General features: G+C 57.1%; 21 protein-coding genes, 1 tRNA gene and 1 pseudogene. 7 read left to right on the top strand and 16 right to left on the bottom strand.

What is annotated here, in order from left to right; all coding sequences use genetic code 11:
• Positions 1-180 precede the first annotated feature (180 nt).
• Entirely contained in the window at positions 181-858 is a 678-nt protein-coding gene (locus CPJ18_RS08420; RefSeq protein WP_067645511.1) for an alpha/beta hydrolase, read from the top strand.
• Between the two features lie 208 nt (positions 859-1066).
• Here CPJ18_RS08420 and CPJ18_RS08415 read toward each other — a convergent pair whose 3' ends face one another.
• Positions 1067-2194: an anhydro-N-acetylmuramic acid kinase gene (locus tag CPJ18_RS08415; protein ID WP_103657712.1), complete on the bottom strand. Its 1128-nt coding sequence runs from the start codon at positions 2192-2194 to the stop codon at positions 1067-1069.
• Positions 2195-2342: 148 nt separating this feature from the next.
• Between CPJ18_RS08415 and tyrS the strand changes: the two genes are divergently transcribed.
• On the top strand, positions 2343-3596 hold the full coding sequence (gene tyrS / locus CPJ18_RS08410; protein ID WP_077101389.1) for a tyrosine--tRNA ligase: 1254 nt from the start codon (positions 2343-2345) through the stop codon (positions 3594-3596).
• Between the two features lie 169 nt (positions 3597-3765).
• Here tyrS and CPJ18_RS08405 read toward each other — a convergent pair whose 3' ends face one another.
• From CPJ18_RS08405 to CPJ18_RS08395, 3 genes are all read right to left on the bottom strand, one after another.
• On the bottom strand, positions 3766-4527 hold the full coding sequence (locus CPJ18_RS08405) for an ABC transporter permease (RefSeq protein WP_103657711.1): 762 nt from the start codon (positions 4525-4527) through the stop codon (positions 3766-3768).
• Positions 4524-5450, bottom strand: coding sequence for an ABC transporter ATP-binding protein (locus tag CPJ18_RS08400; protein ID WP_103657710.1), 927 nt, complete (start codon positions 5448-5450; stop codon positions 4524-4526). The genes CPJ18_RS08405 and CPJ18_RS08400 overlap by 4 nt, the downstream gene beginning before the upstream one ends.
• 124 nt (positions 5451-5574) lie before the next feature.
• Positions 5575-6762, bottom strand: a complete 1188-nt coding sequence (locus tag CPJ18_RS08395; RefSeq protein WP_103657709.1) for an extensin-like domain-containing protein — start codon at positions 6760-6762, stop codon at positions 5575-5577.
• Between the two features lie 251 nt (positions 6763-7013).
• Between CPJ18_RS08395 and CPJ18_RS08390 the strand changes: the two genes are divergently transcribed.
• The gene (locus CPJ18_RS08390; RefSeq protein ID WP_103657911.1) at positions 7014-7337 is read left to right on the top strand and encodes a DUF1883 domain-containing protein; all 324 of its coding nucleotides are present in this window, start codon (positions 7014-7016) and stop codon (positions 7335-7337) included.
• A gap of 12 nt (positions 7338-7349) precedes the next feature.
• Here the strand turns inward: CPJ18_RS08390 and CPJ18_RS08385 are convergent, their stop codons facing one another.
• Both CPJ18_RS08385 and CPJ18_RS08380 read right to left on the bottom strand, forming a co-directional pair.
• Positions 7350-8666 carry a replication-associated recombination protein A gene (locus CPJ18_RS08385; protein WP_103657708.1) on the bottom strand — a complete coding sequence of 439 codons (1317 nt, stop codon included), beginning with the start codon at positions 8664-8666 and terminating at the stop codon, positions 7350-7352.
• Complete coding sequence (locus tag CPJ18_RS08380; RefSeq protein ID WP_103657707.1) at positions 8663-10069, bottom strand: DegQ family serine endoprotease; 1407 nt, start codon at positions 10067-10069, stop codon at positions 8663-8665. Before CPJ18_RS08380 ends, CPJ18_RS08385 begins: the two co-directional genes overlap by 4 nt.
• A 165-nt stretch (positions 10070-10234) precedes the next feature.
• Between CPJ18_RS08380 and CPJ18_RS08375 the strand changes: the two genes are divergently transcribed.
• Positions 10235-10588, top strand: coding sequence for a lysozyme inhibitor LprI family protein (locus CPJ18_RS08375; RefSeq protein WP_103657706.1), 354 nt, complete (start codon positions 10235-10237; stop codon positions 10586-10588).
• Here the strand turns inward: CPJ18_RS08375 and CPJ18_RS08370 are convergent.
• Positions 10585-11577, bottom strand: a complete 993-nt coding sequence (locus CPJ18_RS08370) for a serine hydrolase domain-containing protein (protein WP_103657705.1) — start codon at positions 11575-11577, stop codon at positions 10585-10587. The genes CPJ18_RS08375 and CPJ18_RS08370 overlap by 4 nt on opposite strands.
• Positions 11578-11723: 146 nt before the next feature.
• Entirely contained in the window at positions 11724-12401 is a 678-nt protein-coding gene (locus tag CPJ18_RS08365; RefSeq protein ID WP_103657704.1) for an SDR family oxidoreductase, read from the bottom strand.
• Between the two features lie 96 nt (positions 12402-12497).
• Here CPJ18_RS08365 and CPJ18_RS08360 point away from each other — a divergent pair, with 96 nt between their 5' ends.
• Positions 12498-13016 carry a GNAT family N-acetyltransferase gene (locus tag CPJ18_RS08360; RefSeq protein ID WP_146258666.1) on the top strand — a complete coding sequence of 173 codons (519 nt, stop codon included), beginning with the start codon at positions 12498-12500 and terminating at the stop codon, positions 13014-13016.
• A 120-nt stretch (positions 13017-13136) separates the two neighbouring features.
• Here the strand turns inward: CPJ18_RS08360 and ilvD are convergent, their stop codons facing one another.
• Complete coding sequence (gene ilvD / locus CPJ18_RS08355) at positions 13137-14972, bottom strand: dihydroxy-acid dehydratase (protein WP_103657702.1); 1836 nt, start codon at positions 14970-14972, stop codon at positions 13137-13139.
• A gap of 172 nt (positions 14973-15144) precedes the next feature.
• A complete protein-coding gene (locus tag CPJ18_RS08350; protein ID WP_103584252.1) occupies positions 15145-16113 on the bottom strand; it encodes a LysR family transcriptional regulator in 969 nt (322 codons plus the stop codon).
• A 135-nt stretch (positions 16114-16248) separates the two neighbouring features.
• Here CPJ18_RS08350 and CPJ18_RS08345 point away from each other — a divergent pair, with 135 nt between their 5' ends.
• Complete coding sequence (locus tag CPJ18_RS08345; protein ID WP_103584253.1) at positions 16249-16863, top strand: FMN-dependent NADH-azoreductase; 615 nt, start codon at positions 16249-16251, stop codon at positions 16861-16863.
• 74 nt (positions 16864-16937) lie between these two features.
• Here CPJ18_RS08345 and CPJ18_RS08340 read toward each other — a convergent pair whose 3' ends face one another.
• On the bottom strand, positions 16938-17246 hold the full coding sequence (locus CPJ18_RS08340; protein ID WP_077117232.1) for an HlyU family transcriptional regulator: 309 nt from the start codon (positions 17244-17246) through the stop codon (positions 16938-16940).
• A 30-nt stretch (positions 17247-17276) separates the two neighbouring features.
• A complete protein-coding gene (gene ilvA, locus CPJ18_RS08335; RefSeq protein ID WP_103657910.1) occupies positions 17277-18551 on the bottom strand; it encodes a threonine ammonia-lyase in 1275 nt (424 codons plus the stop codon).
• 89 nt (positions 18552-18640) lie between these two features.
• Between ilvA and CPJ18_RS08330 the strand changes: the two genes are divergently transcribed.
• Positions 18641-20101, top strand: a complete 1461-nt coding sequence (locus tag CPJ18_RS08330; RefSeq protein ID WP_167397860.1) for a TrkH family potassium uptake protein — start codon at positions 18641-18643, stop codon at positions 20099-20101.
• 11 nt (positions 20102-20112) lie between these two features.
• On the opposite strand, the gene CPJ18_RS08325 is transcribed toward CPJ18_RS08330, so the two are convergent.
• The 4 genes and pseudogenes from CPJ18_RS08325 to CPJ18_RS08310 form a co-directional block, all read right to left on the bottom strand.
• Complete coding sequence (locus CPJ18_RS08325) at positions 20113-20508, bottom strand: helix-turn-helix domain-containing protein (RefSeq protein ID WP_103657701.1); 396 nt, start codon at positions 20506-20508, stop codon at positions 20113-20115.
• Positions 20508-20804, bottom strand: a pseudogene (locus CPJ18_RS08320) (type II toxin-antitoxin system HigB family toxin). Before CPJ18_RS08320 ends, CPJ18_RS08325 begins: the two are co-directional and overlap by 1 nt.
• Positions 20805-20919: 115 nt before the next feature.
• Positions 20920-21005 (bottom strand) — tRNA-Leu (locus tag CPJ18_RS08315).
• Between the two features lie 66 nt (positions 21006-21071).
• The gene (locus CPJ18_RS08310; RefSeq protein WP_103657908.1) at positions 21072-21779 is read right to left on the bottom strand and encodes a nuclease; all 708 of its coding nucleotides are present in this window, start codon (positions 21777-21779) and stop codon (positions 21072-21074) included.
• Positions 21780-21868 lie beyond the last annotated feature (89 nt).

The raw sequence follows: 21868 nt of genomic DNA, 5'->3' as shown, positions 1-21868 counted from the left end.
GCCAAAGCGCATTTTCCTTGAAATTTCCGTCGTGCTTGCCTTATGACACGTCCAACAGTGCAGACAGCACACGAAGTTTCGAATAATTCTAAACTGGGTTTTAGAAAAGCTGACCATCCGCGTCAAGTCTTCTTGCGCATGGAAAAGGTTTAGAAACACAAAAACACGACCGGAGTACATATGCCCGAAGTCATTTTCAACGGCCCTGCGGGTCGCCTCGAAGGCCGCTACCAGCCATCCAAGGAAAAAAGCGCGCCGATCGCGATCATCCTTCACCCGCATCCGCAGTTCGGCGGCACGATGAACAACCAGATCGTCTACCAGCTGTTCTATCTGTTCCAGAAGCGCGGCTTCACCACATTGCGCTTCAACTTCCGCTCTATCGGTCGTAGCCAGGGCGAGTTCGACCACGGCGCTGGCGAATTGTCGGATGCCGCCTCGGCACTCGACTGGGTCCAGAGCCTGCACCCGGATTCGAAGAGCTGTTGGGTCGCCGGTTACTCCTTCGGTTCGTGGATCGGCATGCAGCTTCTGATGCGCCGCCCGGAAATCGAAGGCTTCATGTCGATTGCGCCGCAGCCCAACACCTACGACTTCTCGTTCCTAGCACCATGCCCGTCTTCCGGCCTCATCATCAATGGTGATGCGGATAAGGTCGCACCGGAGAAGGATGTGAATGTTCTGGTCGAAAAGCTGAAGACTCAGAAGGGTATTTTGATCACCCACCGCACCTTGCCGGGCGCAAACCACTTCTTCAGTGGTCAGGTGGATACGCTGATGAGCGAATGCGAGGATTATCTGGATCGCCGTTTGAATGGTGAGTTGGTGCCGGAGCCAGCGGCGAAGCGGATTCGGTAACACAGCGTCTATCGGCGGCGGGTGGGGCTCACCCCCCTCTGCCCTGCCGGGCATCTCCCCCACAGGTGGGGAGATCGACTCGTTGATATCTACCGGCCACCTCGTAGGTTGAGGTTGGAACAATGTTGGCGCGCCCAGCCAATCTCCCTCCTTGTGGGGGAGATGCCCGGCAGGGCAGAGGGGGGTGAGCCACACCCGCCGTCCTATATTATGACAAAGCCCTCGCCAAAACCCCACCCGTCACCGGCTCCCCAACCCCCGTCGTGCCAGGATACGTCAGCGCCAACCCTCTCAACGACCGCACGGCGAGATACGCCCAGGCCTCCGCCTCCATCGCTCCACCATCGAAACCAGCCTCCTCCGCCGCGATCACCGCTGCACCCAGCTTCGCCGCCTGCTCAGAAAACTCGCGCATGATAACCGGGTTCAGCCGTCCCCCACCACAAACGACATAAGTCTTCGCCCCCTCCGGCAGATAGCTAGCCGACTTGAGAATGGCCGCACCCGTCAAATGCGCCAGCGTCCGCGCACCGTCCTCCAAGGACACCTCCCCCTTTGCGGGCGGCATAAAATCCGAGCGGTCCAGCGAGCGGCGAATATTGGCGGAGAAGAACGGGCTTTCCATATAACGCGACACCAGTGACGGAACGATCGCACCGCGTGCCGCCGTCGCACCGCCCCTATCATAAGCCTTGCCCGTATGCGCCTCGATCCATTGGTCGATCAGCATATTGCCGGGACCGCTATCAAAGGCCGCCAGTGTGCCGCTCTCACCGATATAGGTGAGGTTGGAAATACCGCCGATATTGACGAAGACGGCAGGCGTTTCGAACTGCGCGGGCAGATTGGCGGCAAGTGCTGCGTGATAAATCGGGATCAACGGTGCGCCCTGCCCGCCATGCACCATGTCGTTGGCGCGCATGTCATAGACCACATCAATGCCGATTTTCTCGGCCAGCAGCATACCATCGCCGATCTGCACCGTCAGGGCATCATCCGGGCGGTGAAGCACGGTTTGGCCGTGAAAGCCGATCACGTCGATGGCCTCGGCATTCAACCCGTGCCGATGCAGGAATGATTTGACCGCCGCCGCATGCGCTAGCGTCAGCTTACGCTCGGCGTCACCAAGATCATCGGGCCGTTCGTCACGCTGTCGGATGGACTTGGCCGTGACCAGCGCCTTTTGCCATGTGGCGCGCAGTTGCGGGTCATAGGGAAAATAGCCGCTCGGGCCGTGGCGGACGACGCTTTCGCCATCCGTGCGCAGAAGCGCGATGTCGATGCCATCCATGGACGTTCCGCTCATCAGCCCTATCGCCGTTTTGACCTCGCCCATGTCGTTCTCCCTGCCGGATGGAATCATCTCGTTCCCGATTGCCGATATTCATGGCGCAAACGGGTGCATTTATCAAAAAACAATGCTAATGGCGCGGCATTCACTGGCATTTCAGTGAGCAGAAGACCCAACCAGAAAGAAAAAGGTTATGTCCAGGTTCAAGTCCGATTTCCTCCGCACGCTCGATGAGCGCGGCTTCATTCACCAGATCTCCGACGAGGCAGGTCTCGATGAACTCTTCGCCAAGGAAACCGTGACTGCCTATATCGGCTTCGATCCGACCGCGCCCAGCCTTCACGCTGGCGGTCTGATCCAGATCATGATGTTGCACTGGATGCAGAAGACCGGCCACCAGCCGATCTCTCTGATGGGCGGCGGCACCGGCATGGTCGGCGATCCCTCGTTCAAGGACGACGCACGTCAGCTGATGACGATCGATACGATCGAAAGCAACATCGCCTCCATCAAGCGCGTGTTCGCCAATTACCTCAACTACGACGCAGCAACCGCGCCTGCCCTGATGATCAACAATGGCGACTGGCTGCGCGATATCAACTACCTCGAATTCCTGCGCGATGTCGGCCGTCACTTCTCGGTCAACCGCATGCTATCGTTTGAAAGCGTGAAGACACGACTGGATCGCGAGCAGTCGCTGTCCTTCCTCGAATTCAACTACATGATCCTTCAGGCCTATGATTTCGTGGAGCTGAACAAGCGCACAGGCTGCCGCCTGCAAATGGGCGGTTCCGACCAGTGGGGCAACATCATAAACGGCATCGACCTTGGTCACCGCATGGGCACGCCGCAGCTTTACGCGCTGACCTCGCCGCTTTTGACGACGTCTTCGGGTGCGAAGATGGGTAAGTCGATGAATGGTGCCGTGTGGCTAAACCCGGATATGCTGTCGGCTTACGATTTCTGGCAATACTGGCGCAATACGGAAGATGCCGATGTGTCCCGCTTCCTGAAGCTCTACACGACGCTGCCGATGGACGAGATCGCACGTCTCTCAGCACTGGGTGGTTCGGAGATCAACGAGGTCAAGAAAATCCTCGCGACCGAAATTACTGCCATGCTGCATGGTCGCGATAATGCAGAACAGGCAGCTGACACGGCGCGCAAGACATTCGAAGAAGGTGCATTGGCCGACAACCTGCCCTCCATCGACGTACCGAAGGCTGAGCTAGAGGCAGGCGTCGGCCTGCTGTCGCTGATCGTCCGAGCTGGCCTTGCCGCCTCCAACGGCGAAGCCCGTCGTCACGTTCAGGGCGGTGCGGTGAAGATCAATGATCAGAGCATGTCGGATGAGCGTCAGGTTATCGGTGCTGGTGAAGTGACGGCTGATGGCGTCATCAAGCTTTCGCTGGGCAAGAAGAAGCACATTCTCGTGCGGCCTGTTTGAAACTAAATCAGGGAGAACGCGCAAGCTTCTCCCTGATTATTTGCGGAGAATGCAACCTCTCCTCCGTCATGCTCGGGCTTGTCCCGAGCATCTAACGCACCCCAAGATCAAACGTGGTCAGATCCTCGGGTCAAGCCCGAGGATGACGGTAAACGAGGGCGAACGCCCATCAGTTTCTCAGCTTATAACCCGTCTTGAACATCCAGCTCACCACGCCGAGGCATACCGCCAAGAACAAGGTGACCATCGCCAGGCTGAGCAGAGGATTGACGTCCGAAATCTCGTAGAAACTCCACCGGAAGCCGCTGATGAGATACAGGACCGGATTGAAGTGGCTGACGGTCTGCCAGAATGGCGGCAGCATGTTGATGGAATAGAAGCTGCCACCGAGGAAGGTCAGCGGTGGAACGACCAGCATGGGAATGAGGTTGAGCTGTTCGAAATTCGAAGCCCATATGCCGATGATGAAGCCGAACAGACTGAAGCTGATTGCCGTCAGTATGAAAAACAGCAGCATCATGAACGGATGCGCAATCGAAATATCCACGAAGAAGGACGCGGTGATGAGGATGATCGTGCCGATCATCAACCCCTTCGTGGCGGCTGCCCCGACATAACCAATCACGATCTCGGTCATTGCCACGGGCGCTGACAGAAGTTCATAGATCGTACCGGTGAATTTCGGGAAATAGATTCCAAAGGCGCCGTTACTGATACATTGCGTCAACAAAGTCAGCATTATGAGGCCGGGCGTGATGAACGCGCCGTAGGAAATGCCATCCACTTCCTGAATGCGCGAGCCTATGGCGGTGCCGAACACGATAAAATAGAGCGATGTGGAAATGACCGGCGACACAACGCTTTGCAGAAGCGTGCGGCGCGTGCGGGCCATTTCGAACAGATAGATGGACTTGATTGCCTCGAAATTCATTTTTGACCTCCCACCAGCGCCACGAAAATGTCTTCGAGAGAACTCTGTCGTGTTGAAATATCCTTGAAGTGGATGCCGGCGGCAGAAAGCGCTGCCAGCACATCGGCAATACGACTTTGCTCGCCATTGCCCTCATATTCGTAGGTCAGGCAGGTACCGTCTTCGGAAAGGGAAAGCTGGTATTGGGAAAGACTGTCCGGCAAAACTTTCACCGGCTCCGTCAGTTCGAGCGAAAGCTGTTTGCGGCCAAGCTTCTGCATCAGGGCAGTCTTGTCTTCCACCAGCAAAAGCTCGCCGCCATTGATGACGCCGACTCGGTCGGCAATCTCTTCGGCCTCTTCGATATAGTGGGTGGTGAGAATGATGGTGACGCCGGTTGCGCGCAGGTCCTCAACCACCTTCCACATGTCGCGGCGCAAGGCGACATCGACGCCCGCCGTCGGCTCATCCAGAAACAGAATTTTCGGCTCGTGCGCCAGCGCCTTGGCAATCAGCACACGTCGCTTCATGCCGCCCGAGAGCTCCCGCAGCATGTTGTCCTTCTTGTCGAAGAGCGACAGCGATTTCAGGATACGCTCGACCAGCTGCGGGTTCTTCTTTTGCCCGTGCAACCCGCGTGAGAAAGAAACAGTATTCCACACGGTCTCAAACTGATCGGTGGTCAGTTCCTGCGGCACGAGGCCGATAAGCTCGCGTGTCTTGCGAAACTCACTGACGACATCATGCCCGCCGACGAGGACTTTACCGCCGCTGGGGTTGACCAGTCCACAGACAATGGAAATCAGCGTGGTCTTGCCCGCACCATTCGGTCCGAGAAGCGCCAGGATTTCGCCCTGCTTGATGTCGAGTGTAACGCCTTTGAGAGCCTGGAAGCCATTGGCATAGGCCTTGGTCAGGTTCTGAATGGAAACGATTGGCTTCATGGGGGAGTTCATACGAAATCTTTCAACACAATCCTGCTGGAGAGGATATAAGTTCAAGATTGCTTAAAAGCCATCCCCGCAGGAAGATCATTCTACATGCGGGACCGTTATGAGGTGACCAATCTCAGCTACAATGGCGATAGCCGGATTTGCGGGTGCGCAGATCGAAGTGGAAGTGGTTCCAGTGGTTTGGATCGCTGCCCGGCCCAAGCACGGTCGAGAAATACTTGCAGCTGTCGGTGCGGACCGCCTTCAGAAGACCCTTCTCGCGGAATGCGAAAAAGTTCTTGGAGCGCACGTCGATTTCCTTGCCGTTCTTCAGCGTGATGGTGCCGATATCGATGGCGTTGCCGCGCGCATGTTCCGACCACGGGTTGCTGGAGCGCGAATTCATCTTGCGGCAGGAATAACCACCCATCGGCGTGATGCGCTCGACGCCGGAGAGATAGCGGAAGCGCGACGATGGCACGAGTTCGAATTTCACCCATTTGGCAAAAGCCAGCGTCACCTGGCAATTCAGCTTCACCGCTGGGCGGATCGCGACACCGCTGGCAAGGCCTGAGAGTTCGATAGGGTAATCGATGCCGCAGGTCGGGCCATCGGCAATGCGCGCAACATCGCGGAACGCCACGCCAAGCCGGCGCAGTTCGGAACGGCAGGACACTTCCGACTGCGGCATCATGCCCGGCGGTGAGGACATGCGGCGTTCCTGCGTCGGATTGTCAGGCATCAGCATCGCCACGTCCTGAACCGGCTGACGCTGCCCTTCTCCCGGTGGCGGAATGAGACGCGATTGGCTGGCAGACTGTCGGCGCGGCGCAGGAGACATCGGCATCTGGCTGTCCATCTCGCCCTGCATGGTCTGGCTGGGCTGGGCTCCGGAGACTTCCATGTCCTGCTCTTCGGCAAGACCGCGAACCGGGGCAACGCCCAAGCCGTCATCCATATTGACGCCGCCCTCACCCTCGGCCATCTCGCTTGGCATCTGTGGTGATGCACCGCCCAGCCGCTGTTGTTGCGCATCCAGTGTCGAATATTGCTCGCCTGGCCCTGCCTGCAACAGCGGATCACGAGACGGCGTATGCTCCGGCATCGGTTGCGACAAAGGTGCATAATCATTCGCGGGCTGGTTTGAAGCGACGCCGGCAGGTGGTGCGCTATAATTCTGCTGATTGGATGAGCGTATGGAACTGACGCGCGTCGATCCATCGACTTCGGCGGGCGGCACCAGCCCCTCAGCCGAACAGGACGCGATAACCGTGGAAATCGTCAGCAACGTCACAAAACGACGCGGAAGGGAAACATACGCCATACCAGAACCCGTGCCTTCAGCGGCCGCAAAGCGCGGCAATCGAATCAAATCTTAAAGAAATTTGGTAAACGAACCCTTTTTGCGGGCGCAGAGAAACTCACGGGTAAGGGTTTGCCACGCAAACGCCTGTTACGGTTGACGTCGCCCGGCTTTCACAATCCATCAAAAGGATGAATGCAGTCCACGCTAACGAAGCGTTCATCATCCTTGCGTATCGTTATGAGACGCAGCTAACGATTACGGGGCTCATCATGGCCAAGCCAGGCTTCCGCTTTACCCATTACGATCTGAGAGAATTGCGCGCAGGCGCGATCATCGAAGTATCGTTGAATGCCGTCAACAATGTCCGGTTGATGACGTCGGGCAACTATCAGCGTTTTACGGAAATGCTGGACTTCAAATATCTGGGTGGCGTTGCCAAGAAGTCGCCAATCCGCGTAACAATCCCCGAGACATCGCACTGGCATCTCATCGTAGATTGTGAGGGGCATAACACCCTTGCAGAATCAGCCGTGAAAATGCTGCCACCGCGTGCCGTACCGCTCAATCGCGAGGTCTCACAAGCCAGCGCATAGTTATACGACGCGCTATTTACCGTTCCGTTCGCGGCGAAGCTTCGCCCACCAATCCAACCGTTTGCGGATATCCCGCTCGAAGCCGCGATCCGGCGGATCGTAAAACGTCGTGCGGCCCATTTTCTCCGGGAAATAATCCTGCCCTGAAAAGGCATCCGGCTCATCGTGGTCGTAACGATAGCCATCGCCATAGGCTTCGCTCTTCATCAGCTTCGTCGGCGCGTTGAGAATATGCTTGGGTGGCAGCAGCGAGCCATTTTCCTTGGCCGCCCGCATCGCCGCTTTGAACGCTGTGTAGACGGCGTTGGATTTGGGTGCGGTTGCCAGATAGACGCACGCCTGGGCCAAAGCCAACTCACCTTCGGGCGAGCCGAGATAATCATAGGCGTCCTTGGCAGCGTTACAGATGACCAGCGCCTGCGGGTCGGCAAGGCCGATGTCTTCCACCGCCATACGAACAAGTCGTCGCCCGAGGTAAAGCGGATCTTCGCCAGCATCCATCATACGCGCCAGGTAATACAGCGCGGCATCGGGATCGGAACCGCGCACGGATTTATGCAGTGCGGAGATGAGATTATAGTGGCCGTCCTGCGCCTTGTCATAAACAGGCGCGCGACGCTGCACGATATGCGTCAGGCCTTCCGTATCAAACACCTCGTCCTTGCGCACAGCACGCCAAACCTCTTCCGCCAGGGTCAGCACAGCGCGCCCATCACCATCGGCCATTCGGATCAGCGAGGCGCGTGCGTCATCAGTCAGTGGCAGCGGCTTTTCTTCGACGCTTTCGGCGCGCGTTAGAAGCTCGGCAAGGCTTTCCTCATCATGCGATTTGAAGGTCAGCACCCGCGCGCGCGACAAAAGAGCGGCGTTGAGCTCGAAGGACGGGTTTTCCGTCGTCGCGCCCACGAGGATGATGGTGCCGTCTTCCATGACCGGCAAGAAACTGTCCTGCTGGGCGCGGTTGAAGCGGTGGATTTCGTCCACGAATAGCAATGTCTGCCGCCCGTTCATGCGGCGGGTGCGCGCGCCTTCGAAAACCTTTTTGAGGTCGGCAACGCCGGAAAATATGGCGGATATCTGCTCGAAAGCCAGTCCCGCCTCGCCGGAAAGAAGACGGGCGACCGTGGTCTTCCCCGTGCCCGGCGGGCCCCAGAAAATCATCGAGCCCAGTGAGCCGCTTTCGATCATGCGGCGCAGAACGCCTTCTTCACCCGTCAGATGCGGCTGGCCCGTGACCTCGGAAAGCGTGGTTGGGCGCAGCCTGTCCGCCAAAGGCCGCCGGTTGGCGACCTCCGCTGGAATCTGTGGGGCGAAGAGATCGCCGCTCATCGCAGGAATTGCCGGATGCGTTGGCCATCACGAATGATCTCAAGACGCCAGAAGCCAGGATTGTCTTCCAGCGCTTTTTCGACATTCGCCGTGGATGTCATGTCCGTACCATTCAGGGAGACGATGATGTCCTTTGGCTGGAAACCAACACGGGCGGCTGGCGAATTGCGCTTCACATCCATGATAACAACACCCGAGGTGCTGGTCGGCATCCGCAACTCGTCGGCAAGCTTTGGCGAAAGATTGGCAACAGTCGCGCCAGCAAAGGGATTGCGTCCTTCCAGTAAGCGTTCATCACGCGGTGCTGTCTCAGGCGCGGTATCAAGCGCGATGGTGACGTTTTTCTCCTTGCCCTTGTCGATCAGGGTAATGGTTGCGGACTTGCCGATGCCAGCCGTGGTCAGGCGATAACCCAGCGCATCCGGGTGTTCCACCGGAATGCCATTGACCGCTGTCACCACCTGCCCCGGCTCGATGCCAGCCTTTTCAGCTGGGCCATCCTTGACCACACCGACGACCAGCGCACCGCGGGCACGCTTGAGGCCCAGTGCCTCGGCCACTTCTGACGTCACAGGATCGAAGGTTGCGCCAACGTAGGGACGCTGGAAGCTCGTTTCGCCCTTTTCGGCAGCAGCCAGGAACACCCGCACCAGATTGGCCGGAATGGCAAAGCCGATGCCGTTGGAGCCGCCACCGCGTGAGAAGATGGCGGTGTTGATGCCGATCAGTTCACCCGCCATGTTCATCAGCGCACCACCGGAGTTACCGGGGTTGATGGAAGCATCGGTCTGGATGAAAAAGCCGAAATCGCCCTGCGTGACCTGGTTGCGCGCCAGTGCCGAGACGATACCACTCGTGACCGTCTGTCCCACACCGAAGGGATTGCCGATGGCGAGAACGAGATCACCCACCTCGGTCGCATCGGAATTGCCGAGCGCCAGAACAGGGAACTCTTCCTTGGCGTCGATCTGCAGGACCGCGAGATCAAGACGGTCATCTTTCAGGAGAACCTTGGAGGCGAACTCGCGCCCATCCGCCAGCGCAACCTTGATATCGTCTGCACCATCGATGACGTGGTTGTTGGTCACCACCAGCCCGCTTGCGGTGGCGATAACGCCGGAACCAAGCGACGACTGCTTTTCCGTGCGGTTTGGCGATTGTTGCCCGAAAAACTGCTCGAAGAACGGATCGCCCGCAAAGGGCGACGCACGTTTTTGAACGAGCCGTTCGGCGTAAACGTTGACCACAGCCCCTGCCGTGCGCTTGACCAGCGGCGCGAAGGACAGCTGCATTTCCGCTGTGCTGGCAGGTACGGTCTTGTTGTCTTGCGCCTGCACGGGAACAGGCAGAGCAAGCATCGTCGCAAGAAAGCCGGTGGTTAAATAGTTCAACATGCTTGGCATGTGATTCCTCATCCTCATCAATATGATGGAGTTATAACGCTTGAGCCTATAAATCAAAGGGCGGCAAGATCATGACGGAACGTGCCTTAAACTGCGGGATGGAACAAGTTGCCCTGTTTCCTGCTTTAGACGGCTTATAAGACCGTTTATGGAAAAGAGATCCACATGCATTTCAAGAAACATATTCTTGCTGCTCTGATTGTTGTCACCTCATATTCCCATGGCTCACCCGTGGGTGCGGCCAGCTTCGATTGCACAAAGACAGATCTCGCCGCAGACGAAAAGACGATTTGCGAAAACCGTGCACTGAACGATCAGGACGTGCGCATGGCCACGACCTTCGACATCCTCACGCAATTGATGGCGATGGGTGCACGCGATGAGCTGAAGACCCAGCAGAGTGAATGGCTGAAACACCGCCAGACATGCGCCGCAGATGTCGCCTGCCTGACCACCGCCTATGATGAGCGCATGAAGAAGCTCAGCGAAGCCTTCCTCAACATCAACAGACCGCTCTAAACCGCTGAAATGATTCCGCCCATCAGCCCATGCAACTGGTCTCGATACCCGGTGCGGGCTGATGGCGCATCCTCGCGCGATGTCATCACCACAGACAGTCTCTTTGACGGCACAATGTAGAGCATCTGCCCGCCATAGCCCCAGGCGTAATACACCATCTCTCCCGCCATCTCCTTGATGAACCAGCAATAGCCATATCCATCGCCGTTGAAGACGGAGTTGGTTCGCCGCACCCAGGATTGGTCGATCCAGCTCTGAGAGACGATGCGCTCCCCATCCGGCGTAACGCCACCGCGACGATAAAGCTCGCCAAACGCCAGCAGCGACCGTGCCGTCATCGCCATCTGGTTTCCACCAAGATAAATGCCCTGCGGATCACGCTCCCATGAGTCGATGGAAAAGCCGTTGAGTGGGGAAAACCAGTCTCGCGCCAGAGCAAGTGTCGACTTGCCCGACGCCTTGGTCAAAATGGCAGACAGCAAATGAGTCGACCCAGTCGAATAGAGCATCCCGCCACCCGGATCTCCGGCAAAACCGGAACCGAGCGCCATCCGCACCCAGTTTCGACTGGAAACCCAGCGCCCGTAATTGGGACCGGACATACGCTCCAGACCGGATTGCATGGACAGCAGATTACCGATTGTCACGCGTTCGATACGCGGATCGGGCTTGGCTGGAAAGTCGGTCCGAAGCACGGATGATATCGGCTGATCGACACCCTCCAGTATCTTCCGGTCTATCGCTATACCCACCAAGGCGGAAACGATGGATTTCGATGCGGACTTGATATTGGTCGAGCCATTCAGCGAAGCACCATGATAAGCGCGGCTGGCGACTTCCTTGCCATCGATACTGACGATGACCGTCTTCAGGCTGTCCAGCGCATCGGCATTTTCGAGCAGTTTCGGCATGCCGTCGCGCGTCTGCGCGCGAACGACGGATGCGAGTGGGAGTGAGGCGATGAGGGCGAGTGCTGTGCGGCGTTTCATGCTGCCTTACTTAGTGCCTTTCGGAAGAGGCAGAAGGCCTCTCACTCGTTTGTGACTTCACCCACCGGTGACAAAGCGCACGTGAACAACGGTTTCGAATGCTTTGTTGAATCAGTTTGGCAGCGCGTTGAATCTGTTTCGAACGGCTATTCCTCGTAAATCATCTTCTTCGTCATGCCACCATCAAGCACCAGCACCTGCCCGGTCATGAAACCCGCGCTGGCGAGATAAACAACGGCACCCGCAATGTCCTTTGGGCGGCCCACTCGCCCTACCGGGTGTTGCTCGTGGTCTTCTTTGCGCAAATCCGTTTCATTGGTGATCCAGCCCGGCGCAATCGCATTCACCCGAATTTTTGGCCCGAGGCTAACCGCCAGCGCATGCGTCAGCGCAACCAGCCCGCCCTTTGATGCCGCATAGGCTTCCGTCTCCGGCTCCGACATGTATGCCCGGGTGGAGGCCATGTTGACGATGCTGGCACCCTCACCCATCAGCGGCACCGCGGACCGCGTCATTAGAAAAGCCCCGGTCAAATGGCTGTCGGTCACCTTGCGCCAATCGGCCAACGACAGCTCGTGGATCGGGCCGTTGTTCGGCCCAGCAATACCGGCATTGTTGACGAGAAGCTCAAGCCCATCCCAACCAAGCTGCGTGAACGCCTCCGCAACAGATGCCTCATCGCCAACATCGCAATGAATGTGCCGCGCTTTCGTCTTACTCTCTTTGATGTCGAAGGATGCCACCGTCCAGCCATCCTCCAGCAGAGTTTCGATAATCCCAGTCCCGATCAAACCGGCACCACCGGTCACGATTGCGCGTTTCATACTTCCGATCCTTATTTTCACTGTTCAGCCAACGTGCTGAAGAAGAACCAGTTCCGGGTCAAAAAATCGCAGTTGGCATCAACGTCGAAATTGCGCATGCTGAAAGCCATGCAATCCGCCGACAGAACAGCACCGCGATTGGTTTCGAACCGACTCACCCTTCGGCCTTTCGACATCACGGATTCGCCCGCGCTGGCCCGCATCACCAACGATCCGCTGGTCCTGCGCAATCTGCTTCGAACATCATCTCCCTTCACGGTGGACGACGCCCGAGCGAGGATACTGCGCTTTCGGAAAAACAATCTGCCCGTTTGGTCGATCGATAATGGCCAACTGATCGGCCTCATCGGCCTTGCTGGCGAATTCGGACTGTGGCTGGGGCGCAGTGCATGGGGTAAAGGTTACGGCGAAAAAGCCAGTCGTCTCGTCATCGACCATGCCTTTACGCAGATGGGAATGACGACGCTCCACGCCAACCCTATCAGCGATAACAAGGCATCGTGCCATCTGATGGAGAAGCTTGGTTTCACGGACGTTGGGCGTTCTCAATCATTCTGCAAGCAGCGCAACAAGATGGTTGCGCTGCGCCGTTATGAGTTAAAAAACATTGGGTGAAGAAGGTCTAACGACCCTTCCAACATCATCCTCGGGCTTGACTCGAGGATCCAACGAACCCCAACATCGAACGTGGTCAGATCCTCGGGTCAAGCCCGAGGATGACGTCCAATGGTAAGCCTACTCCGGCAAAATGCGAACCGCACCCTTATCCGCACTCGATGCAAAAGCCGCATAAGCCTTCAGCGCCGTCGTTACATTGCGCTTGCGCTGTTCGGCTGGCTTCCAGCCCAGCTGGTCCTGCTCTGCACGGCGTGCTGCGAGTTCCGCGTCTGGAACCTTGAGGTTGATCGTGCGGTTCGGGATGTCGATCTCGATGGCATCGCCCTGACGCACCAGGCCGATGGCACCGCCTTGGGCAGCTTCTGGAGAAGCATGGCCGATGGAGAGGCCTGAGGTGCCGCCGGAGAAGCGTCCGTCGGTGATGAGCGCGCAGGCTTTGCCGAGGCCCTTGGATTTCAGGTAGCTGGTTGGATACAGCATTTCCTGCATGCCAGGACCGCCCTTAGGGCCTTCATATCTGATAACAACGACATCGCCCGCCTTAACTTCGTTAGACAGAATGCCCTTCACGGCAGCGTCCTGGCTTTCGTAAACCACGGCAACGCCGTTGAATTTCAAGATGGATTCATCCACGCCCGCTGTCTTCACGATGCAGCCGTCCAGCGCGATGTTTCCGTAAAGCACGGCCAGACCACCATCCTTGGAGAACGGCTTTTCGACCGAGCGGATAACGCCGTTTTCACTGTCGATATCCAGCTCATCCCAGCGTGAGGACTGGCTGAAGGCCACCTGCGTCGGTACGCCGCCAGGGGCAGCCTTGAAGAACTGGCGCACGCTTTCGCTGTTGGTACGGGTGATGTCCCAACGGTTGATGGCATCGCCAAGGGTGGCTTCGTGAACGGTGTAGCAGTCCGTATTGAGAAGACCGCCGCGTTCCAGTTCGCCCAGAATACGCATTATGCCGCCTGCCCGGTGAACGTCTTCCATGTGCACGTCCTGCTTGGCAGGCGCGACCTTGGACAGGCACGGCACCCGGCGCGACATGCGGTCTATGTCTTCCATGGTGAAATCGACCTCGCCCTCATGGGCAGCGGCCAGAATGTGCAAAACGGTGTTGGTCGAACCACCCATGGCGATATCAAGCGCAATGGCGTTTTCGAAGGCGGCCTTGGTGGCAATCGAGCGCGGCAGCACGGTGTAGTCATCCTGCTCATAATGACGGCGCGCCAGATCGACAATCAGATGACCGGCCTCTACGAACAGGCGCTTGCGATCCGAATGGGTGGCGAGTGTCGAACCGTTGCCGGGCAGAGCCAAGCCAAGGGCTTCCGTCAAACAGTTCATGGAATTGGCCGTGAACATGCCGGAGCACGAACCGCAGGTCGGACACGCCGCACGCTCGATTGTGTCGACTTCTTCGTCGGTCATCTTGTCGTCGGCGGCAGCAACCATCGCATCCACGAGGTCAAGCGCAACCGTCTTGCCATGCAGAACCGCCTTGCCCGCTTCCATCGGTCCACCGGACACGAAAACGACGGGGATGTTGAGGCGCATGGCAGCATTCAGCATGCCCGGCGTGATCTTGTCGCAGTTGGAAATGCAGACCATGGCATCGGCGCAGTGTGCGTTGACCATGTACTCGACCGAGTCGGCAATGATTTCGCGTGATGGCAGCGAATAGAGCATGCCATCGTGGCCCATGGCGATGCCGTCATCGACGGCAATCGTGTTGAATTCCTTGGCGACACCGCCAGCAGCTTCGATTTCTCGCGCCACGAGCTGACCGAGATCCTTCAGGTGGACGTGGCCCGGTACGAACTGCGTGAACGAGTTGACGACAGCGATGATCGGTTTGCCAAAATCGCCGTCCTTCATACCGGTCGCGCGCCAAAGGCCACGCGCACCGGCCATGTTGCGGCCGTGGGTTGTCGTTCTGGAGCGATAAACTGGCATGTGCTTATTCCTCGATGTGTTCGATATGAAGGCGCGTTTGCGCAGTGCAGTCTGCTCACACCTTCGCTTTTGAGAACTTTCTACTCGAAAGCCGGTTGCCTGTCACTGTCACCTTGCGGCGAAACAGTACGGTTCGGTACGGTACGGCGTCCCGTTCTTTCGATGCGTCGGCTTACTCTGCCGCATCCCTCAGCATGGTTTCCTGGCTCGGTTCGAAATCTGCCAGGAAATTCTTGTGGTTCGGGCATTGGGACAAGCATTGATGGAACGAATCGATCAACCACTGTGCTGCGGGGCCAGCCGGCGTGTCGGATTTGCGCAGGGCATAAAGCGCATACTCCCCGCCCTCATAAGCATCCAATTTCAACGCTTTCAAAACGCCGTTGATAATATCGTTGCGAACCACGGATGCCGGAAGACCACCCCAACCCAGCCCGCCCTTGATGAGCTGATATTTGGTCGCGATGTCGCTGACGCGCCATTTTTTGTAGGATAAGACGTTGAAATCACGACCTTTGGTCAGGCCGGATGCGTCTGTCACAACAAGCTGCACCTCTTCGCGGACATCCGCGAGCGTCAAGGGCCGATCCAGCAAAGCAAGAGGATGGTCGGCGGCGGCCACAGGCACCATGAAGGAATGGCCAACCTTATCGATAACAAGGCCATCATCCTGGTGGAATATGGCGCCACCAATGCCGATGCCCGCCTTGCGGTTCAGCACCATATCCATGACCATGCCGAGTTCCCCAACATTCAGGTTAAGAGAAACGGTGGGAAAATGGACCCGGAAATCGCGCAGTACGGCAACCACCGCCTCGGCAGGTACCATGGTGCTGATGGCGAGATTGACCTCCGCCTCCAGCCCCTGCTTCAACCCTTTCGCCCGGGCGCGCATATCCTGAAGTCCGGCAACGATGCGCCGCGCATGTTCCAGCATGGCTGCACCATCCGCTGTCAGCTTGGGCTGGCGAACGCCGTTTCGCTCGAACAACGTCACTTCCAGCTGCGCTTCGAGGTTGGCAATCGTATAGCTGACAACCGATTGCGCCCGGTTCAAAGCCCTTGAGGCAGCAGAGAAACTGCCGGTTTCAGCAACGCTCAAAAACACCTGCAATTGGTCCAGCGTGGGATTAGCTTCCATGGTCCATCCACTTCATCGATAGGTCACTTCCAGATTATCACAGTTTTCTAGATGACAACATTGAATGATATAAGCGGCAACCATCGGGCCACTCTGCCCGCTTGAACGCCTAAAATTGAAACAAGGATATTTCAAATGTCGAAGATTCTCCTCCTTACATCGAGCCCACGCGCTGAAGAATCCCTGTCCAACAAATTCGCTGGCGATCTCGCTGCCAAGCTTCAGGCACAGACGAACGGCACGATCACGCATCTCGATCTCGGCCAGAACCCAATCCCGCATCTGGATCAGGTCACAACATCCGCCATCCGCAAGTCCGCCGATCAGCGCGACGCACAGGAAGCCGCAGCCGCAGACTATTCCGACAAGCGCGTTGCCGAATTGCTGGAAGCCGACACGATCGTCATCGGCACGGGCATGATCAACTTCAACATCTATTCGGGCCTGAAGTCCTGGATCGATAACATTGCTCGCGCAGGCCTGACCTTCAAATACACCGAATCCGGCCCGGTCGGCCTCGCAACTGGCAAGAAGGTCTACATCGTTCTGTCTTCGGCTGGCGTTTATTCCGAAGGCCCAGCAGCGGCCATGGACCACGCCATTCCATATCTCAAGACGGTTCTTGGCTTCATCGGCCTTACGGATATTGAAGTCATCCGTGTTGAAGGCCTCGCATTCGGTCCTGAAGCTGCCGAAAAGGCAATCGCATCGGCCACCGCCAAGGTTGAAGAACTGGCCAAGGCTGCCTGATCCCAACAAAAAAGCGGCGTGTCACCACGCCGCTTGTCAGAATTACCGTAACGGCTGCGATCAAATCGCGGCCGTTATTTTTTGTCGGTGAACAGCGAAGCGCCGCTCTGGTCGATGATCAGCTTGGCCTTGCGGACCGTGCATTCCACCGCATCATCAAGGCTGGTGAAAACATCCGCGCGCACAAATTCATGCGCAAGCGTTTCCTCGCCCACCTTTTTCTCGATGCGACCGGCCAGACGGTACTGGCTGCCCTCTTTCAGCGGCGTCGCGTAAATCACGCAATCCTTGTAGGGATGCGCTTCCGATGTTTCGGCCTTCTTCGGGGCATCATCCGATGCGGAGCCGAAGCCGGAAAAGAGTTTCGAGAAGAATGAGGCCATTGTTTTACCTTCCTGTTGTCTTGTCCGAAATCAGATGATCAGATTGGCGAGAATTTCGTTTTCGGTTATGTCCTCATAACCCAGGCCAGCCGCCTCGAAACGTTCGAACAGGCCGTTGAAATTCTCAGGTTCCGTCGTTTCGATACCAATAAGGATGGAGCCGAAGTTGCGTGCCGACTTCTTCAGATATTCGAAACGCGCAACATCATCATCGGGTCCCAAAAGATTGAGGAAATCGCGCAATGCGCCGGGGCGCTGCGGCAAGCGCAGAATAAAGTATTTCTTCACGCCCGCGTAACGCATGGCGCGCTCTTTTACATCCGGCAACCGGTCGAAGTCGAAATTGCCGCCGGAGACGACGCAAACGACACGCTTGCCCTCAAGCCTTTCACGACCCAGCTTTTCGAGCGCCGCAATCGATAGCGCACCGGCGGGTTCCAGCACCACGCCTTCGAGATTGAGCATATCGATGATGGTCACGCAGATAGCGTTTTCGGCGATCAGTTCGACCTGCTCCGGCGGAAAATGCTTCAGCGCCTCGAAGTTCAGATCGCCGATGCGCGCCACGGCGGCACCATCGACAAAATTATCGACCTTTGCCAGCGTGACAGCCCTGCCCTCTGCAAGGCTTGTCTTCAGGCTTGGCGCGCCAACGGGCTCGCAGAAAATGAAGTTGCTGCTCGCAACCTTGTCCGCAAAAAAGCCCGTCAAGCCAGCTGAAAGACCACCACCGCCAACCGGCATGACGAGCAAATCCGGCGCTTTGTCATCCGGCAACTGGTCTACGATCTCGGCGGCAACGGTCGCCTGTCCCTCGATGATGTCCTTATGGTCGAAGGGCGGCACCATATAGGCGTCGGTTTCTTCCACGTAAGCGCGCGCTGCGGCATAGCACTGGTCGAAAATATCGCCGATCAGCTTGATCTTGATGAACTCGCCGCCAAAGATACGGGTCTTGTCGATCTTCTGCTGCGGTGTCGTCACCGGCATGAAGACCACGCCGTGCACGCCGAAGTGGCGGCAGGCGAAGGCAAAGCCCTGCGCATGATTGCCAGCGGATGCGCAGACGAAAATCTTGTCCTTACCGGCTGTCGAGACCGCCTTGCGCAGAAAATTGAACGCGCCTCTAATCTTGTAGGAACGAACGGGCGTGAGGTCTTCACGCTTCAGCCAAATCTCGGCTCCATACCGACGGCTGAGATGTTCATTTAACTGCAACGGCGTTTCGGGAAACAATTCCCGAACTTCCCGCCGTGCGGCCTCTACAAGCAATTTATCCACGATTTTCAATCCATTGAATTTCAAGATGGCACCCGCTATGCCATAGGAAAAGGCCTGACACAAAGACTCTTTGCGCAACTTCGGTACGCTTCACTCGATCAAGGTTCCATTTATTGAACAGCAACCTTCTGCGCGCAGTCCTCTATATCGCCTCGGTCTTCGGGCTCTACATGGCAACGGCGATGTTCATACCCGCCATGGCCGATCTCTATTACGGCAACAATGACTGGGCAATCTTTGCCACATCCGGCTTCATGTGCGGCGGACTGGCGCTGGCCTGCGCGCTCGCCACACGCGCGCCCATGCCCACCTTTAACAAACGTTTCGGCTTTCTGCTGGTCAACGTTCTGTGGTTGGTGTTCTCGCTTATCGGTGCCGTTCCGCTCTATCTGTCCGAACTCAACCTGACCTTCGGACAGGCCATGTTCGAATCCGTTTCCGCTATCACCACCACCGGCTCCACCGCCATCTATGGTCTGGACAAGGCCCCGCAGGGCATCCTCATCTGGCGCTCGTTGCTGTGCTGGCTGGGCGGCATCGGTATCGTCGCGCTCGGCCTTTTCATCCTGCCGCTGCTGCGCGTCGGCGGCATGACGTTCTTTCGCATGGAATCCTCAGATACAGCCAACGACAGGCCTTTCGCGCGGCTAGCCAGCTTCACCAAGGCCTTCGTCGGCATCTATGTGGTGATGACACTGGCCTGCACCATCGCATTCGATTTCGCAGGCATGACGCATTTCGATGCGCTGAACCACGCCATGTCCACTGTGGCTACCGGCGGGTTCTCCACTCATGATGCGTCCTTCGCCTTTTTCGGCGACAATGTTGCGCTGCTGTGGATCGCTACTTTTTTTCTCATCCTCGGAAGCCTGCCCTTTTCCGTCATGATCCTGCTGGCGGTCCGCGGACGCATGGATATTATCCACGATCCGCAAATTAGGGTTTTCATCGGCTATCTCTGCGCCATCTCGCTGGCCGTCGGCATCTACCATCACCTGACCAATGACGTCCCGCTTTACATTGCGCTCAGCCATTCCTTCTTCAACATGACCTCGATCCTTTCCACCGGCGGCTTTGCCAGCGACGATTATACGCTGTGGGGGCCCTTCGTCGTGGTCGTCGCCTTCTTCGCCACCTTCATGGGCGGCTGTTCCGGCTCGACAGCCGGCGGCATCAAGGCCTACCGCTTCGTCATCGTCTATAATGTCGTGAAAACCGGTCTGAAAAAACTGCTCTACCCGGACGCAGTATATTCCGTACGTTATGGTGCCCAAGTCGTGGACGCCGAAACCATCCGCAACGTCTTCCTCTTCCTGAGCTGCTTCATCGCCCTGTGGATCGGCGGCAGCTTGATCATGAGCGCAATGGGCTACGACTTCCTGACCGCAACCTCCGCCGTCGCCACATCGCTCGCCAATGTCGGCCCCGGCGTCGGCCCAATCATCGGCCCCGCTGGCAACTTCTCCACCATCAGCGACCCGGCTCTTTACCTGCTGTCCTTGATGATGCTGCTTGGCCGTTTGGAGATATTGACGGTGCTGGTGCTGTTAATGCCGTTGTTTTGGAAGGGGTAAGAGGTCGCTTCCTAAGCGTATCGCCGTTGCTGAACCGCAAGATGGTATGGCTGGACAAGGCAATCAGCAGGAATTCCCCATTCTTTATGGAGCTTGTGAACCATTTCCACGGTGAGCGCGCGCTTTTTATTCAAAACTTCTGATGCGCGTGGTCTTGAGCCGAGAAGCATTGCCAGATCACCTTGGGTACGCCCGGTCATTTCCATATGAGCTTTGATAAGCTCTACGGGCTCTGGCGTGTCGATAGCGTGATGCTTATCCTCATAGGCTTCAATAAGAGTGGAGAGGATATCAAACCGGTCCGCTTCGGGCGTTCCGAAGTCTGGTGGGTTATCAAAATAAGGGGCGACCGTCGCGATAGCCCATGCGAGATCATCATCGTTTCTGATGGCCCGAATGTCATCCATTACACTGTCTCCGGGTTAATCTGATCATATTCCTTATGGCTGCCCACGAACTTGATCAGGATACGCTTGTAGGAATAAGCAACATGAACAATCAGACGATATTTATTGCCTGAAATATCGAAAATAATGCGATTATCCGAAACAAAGTCTACAGTCGAACCGAACATCGCCTTCACATCCGAAGGTCCGGTCCACTCAGCTCTGCTGACGATTGAATACTACGTTTTCAAAGGCGTTTCGGCTTGCGCGTGGCGCTCCCAGAACTGCTTTAACGTCGACTTGGCAATAATCTGCATAGGTCCCTTGATAGCATATTCCCAATACGGGAACAAGCACAATTCCCATATTGAGAACAATTGGACGAAAAAGGGAAATGTGCGCAAACCCATTGCCAGGCAGGGGTGGGTTCATTGGTGCGGACGGCGGGACTTGAACCCGCAAGACCAGAGGTCGGCAGATTTTAAGTCTGCTGCGTATACCGATTCCGCCACGTCCGCTTGCCGTTTTTATCTACACAGCGCAAGCGGCTGTGGTCAACGGGCAGGTGTGGTGCGAAGTCGAAATTACCCGCACCAGGATTGATTTCCCCTGCCCGCTGGCAGCGCCAGACCTTCGCGCACCAACTGGTCTGCGAAAGAGACGCCGGATCTCGATAGTGTCGAGGCACCTCCCATGGAGGCGACCTGGAAATTGCCGCCGTTCAGCATATCGCGCAGGCGAACCTTTGCGGCAAAGCCCTTCTGGCGCTCTTCCAGGCATCGGGCCTGATCCGTTTGCGGAACGGCGATACCGGCGAGTTTCATTTTCTCGCCTTTGAGCCAGAATGTGTTGCCATCGGCGACGCAATTGTTGAGACCGGATCGACCGCAGAAAGCGAACGTCCCGGGCTTTGCACCCAGCGATACGTTCTCCACCGGCGGGCGGGATGATGGCAGCGCATTGGTTGATGCCTGCGTAGACATCGTTGCTGCACCGTTGGGCATCGCGATGGCGCGGGGCGGCACGGGGGCACCACTTGCCGGAAGTGCTACGGTTTGTGTGGCGGATGGTTTCGGCCTTTCCGCGGCAACCTCCCGCAACCTTGGTTGCGGCGCGGCGGGCTTCGATACGGCGGCAACCGTGTCTTTCAATTTCGGCATCAGGCTGTCGCGATGCTCATAGACCTGTATGCCGCCGACGGCGACGCCGAACAGCAACAGCCACGACCACAGACCTGAACCGCCAGACTTGGCGGAGCTGCGACGACGACTTGAAGGTTTTCTCTTGCTCACGGGATAACTCCTTGTCCGGGCCGCATTATCGGCCCAAGGAGTTTCCGAAAGGTTGGCATTTGACATAAATGCCGCTTAAAAATTTGGGT

It is taken from the genome of Agrobacterium rosae (assembly GCF_002915175.1).
GTDB classification, from domain to species: Bacteria; Pseudomonadota; Alphaproteobacteria; order Rhizobiales; family Rhizobiaceae; genus Agrobacterium; species Agrobacterium rosae.
This window is presented reverse-complemented; position numbering and strand designations above follow the sequence as displayed.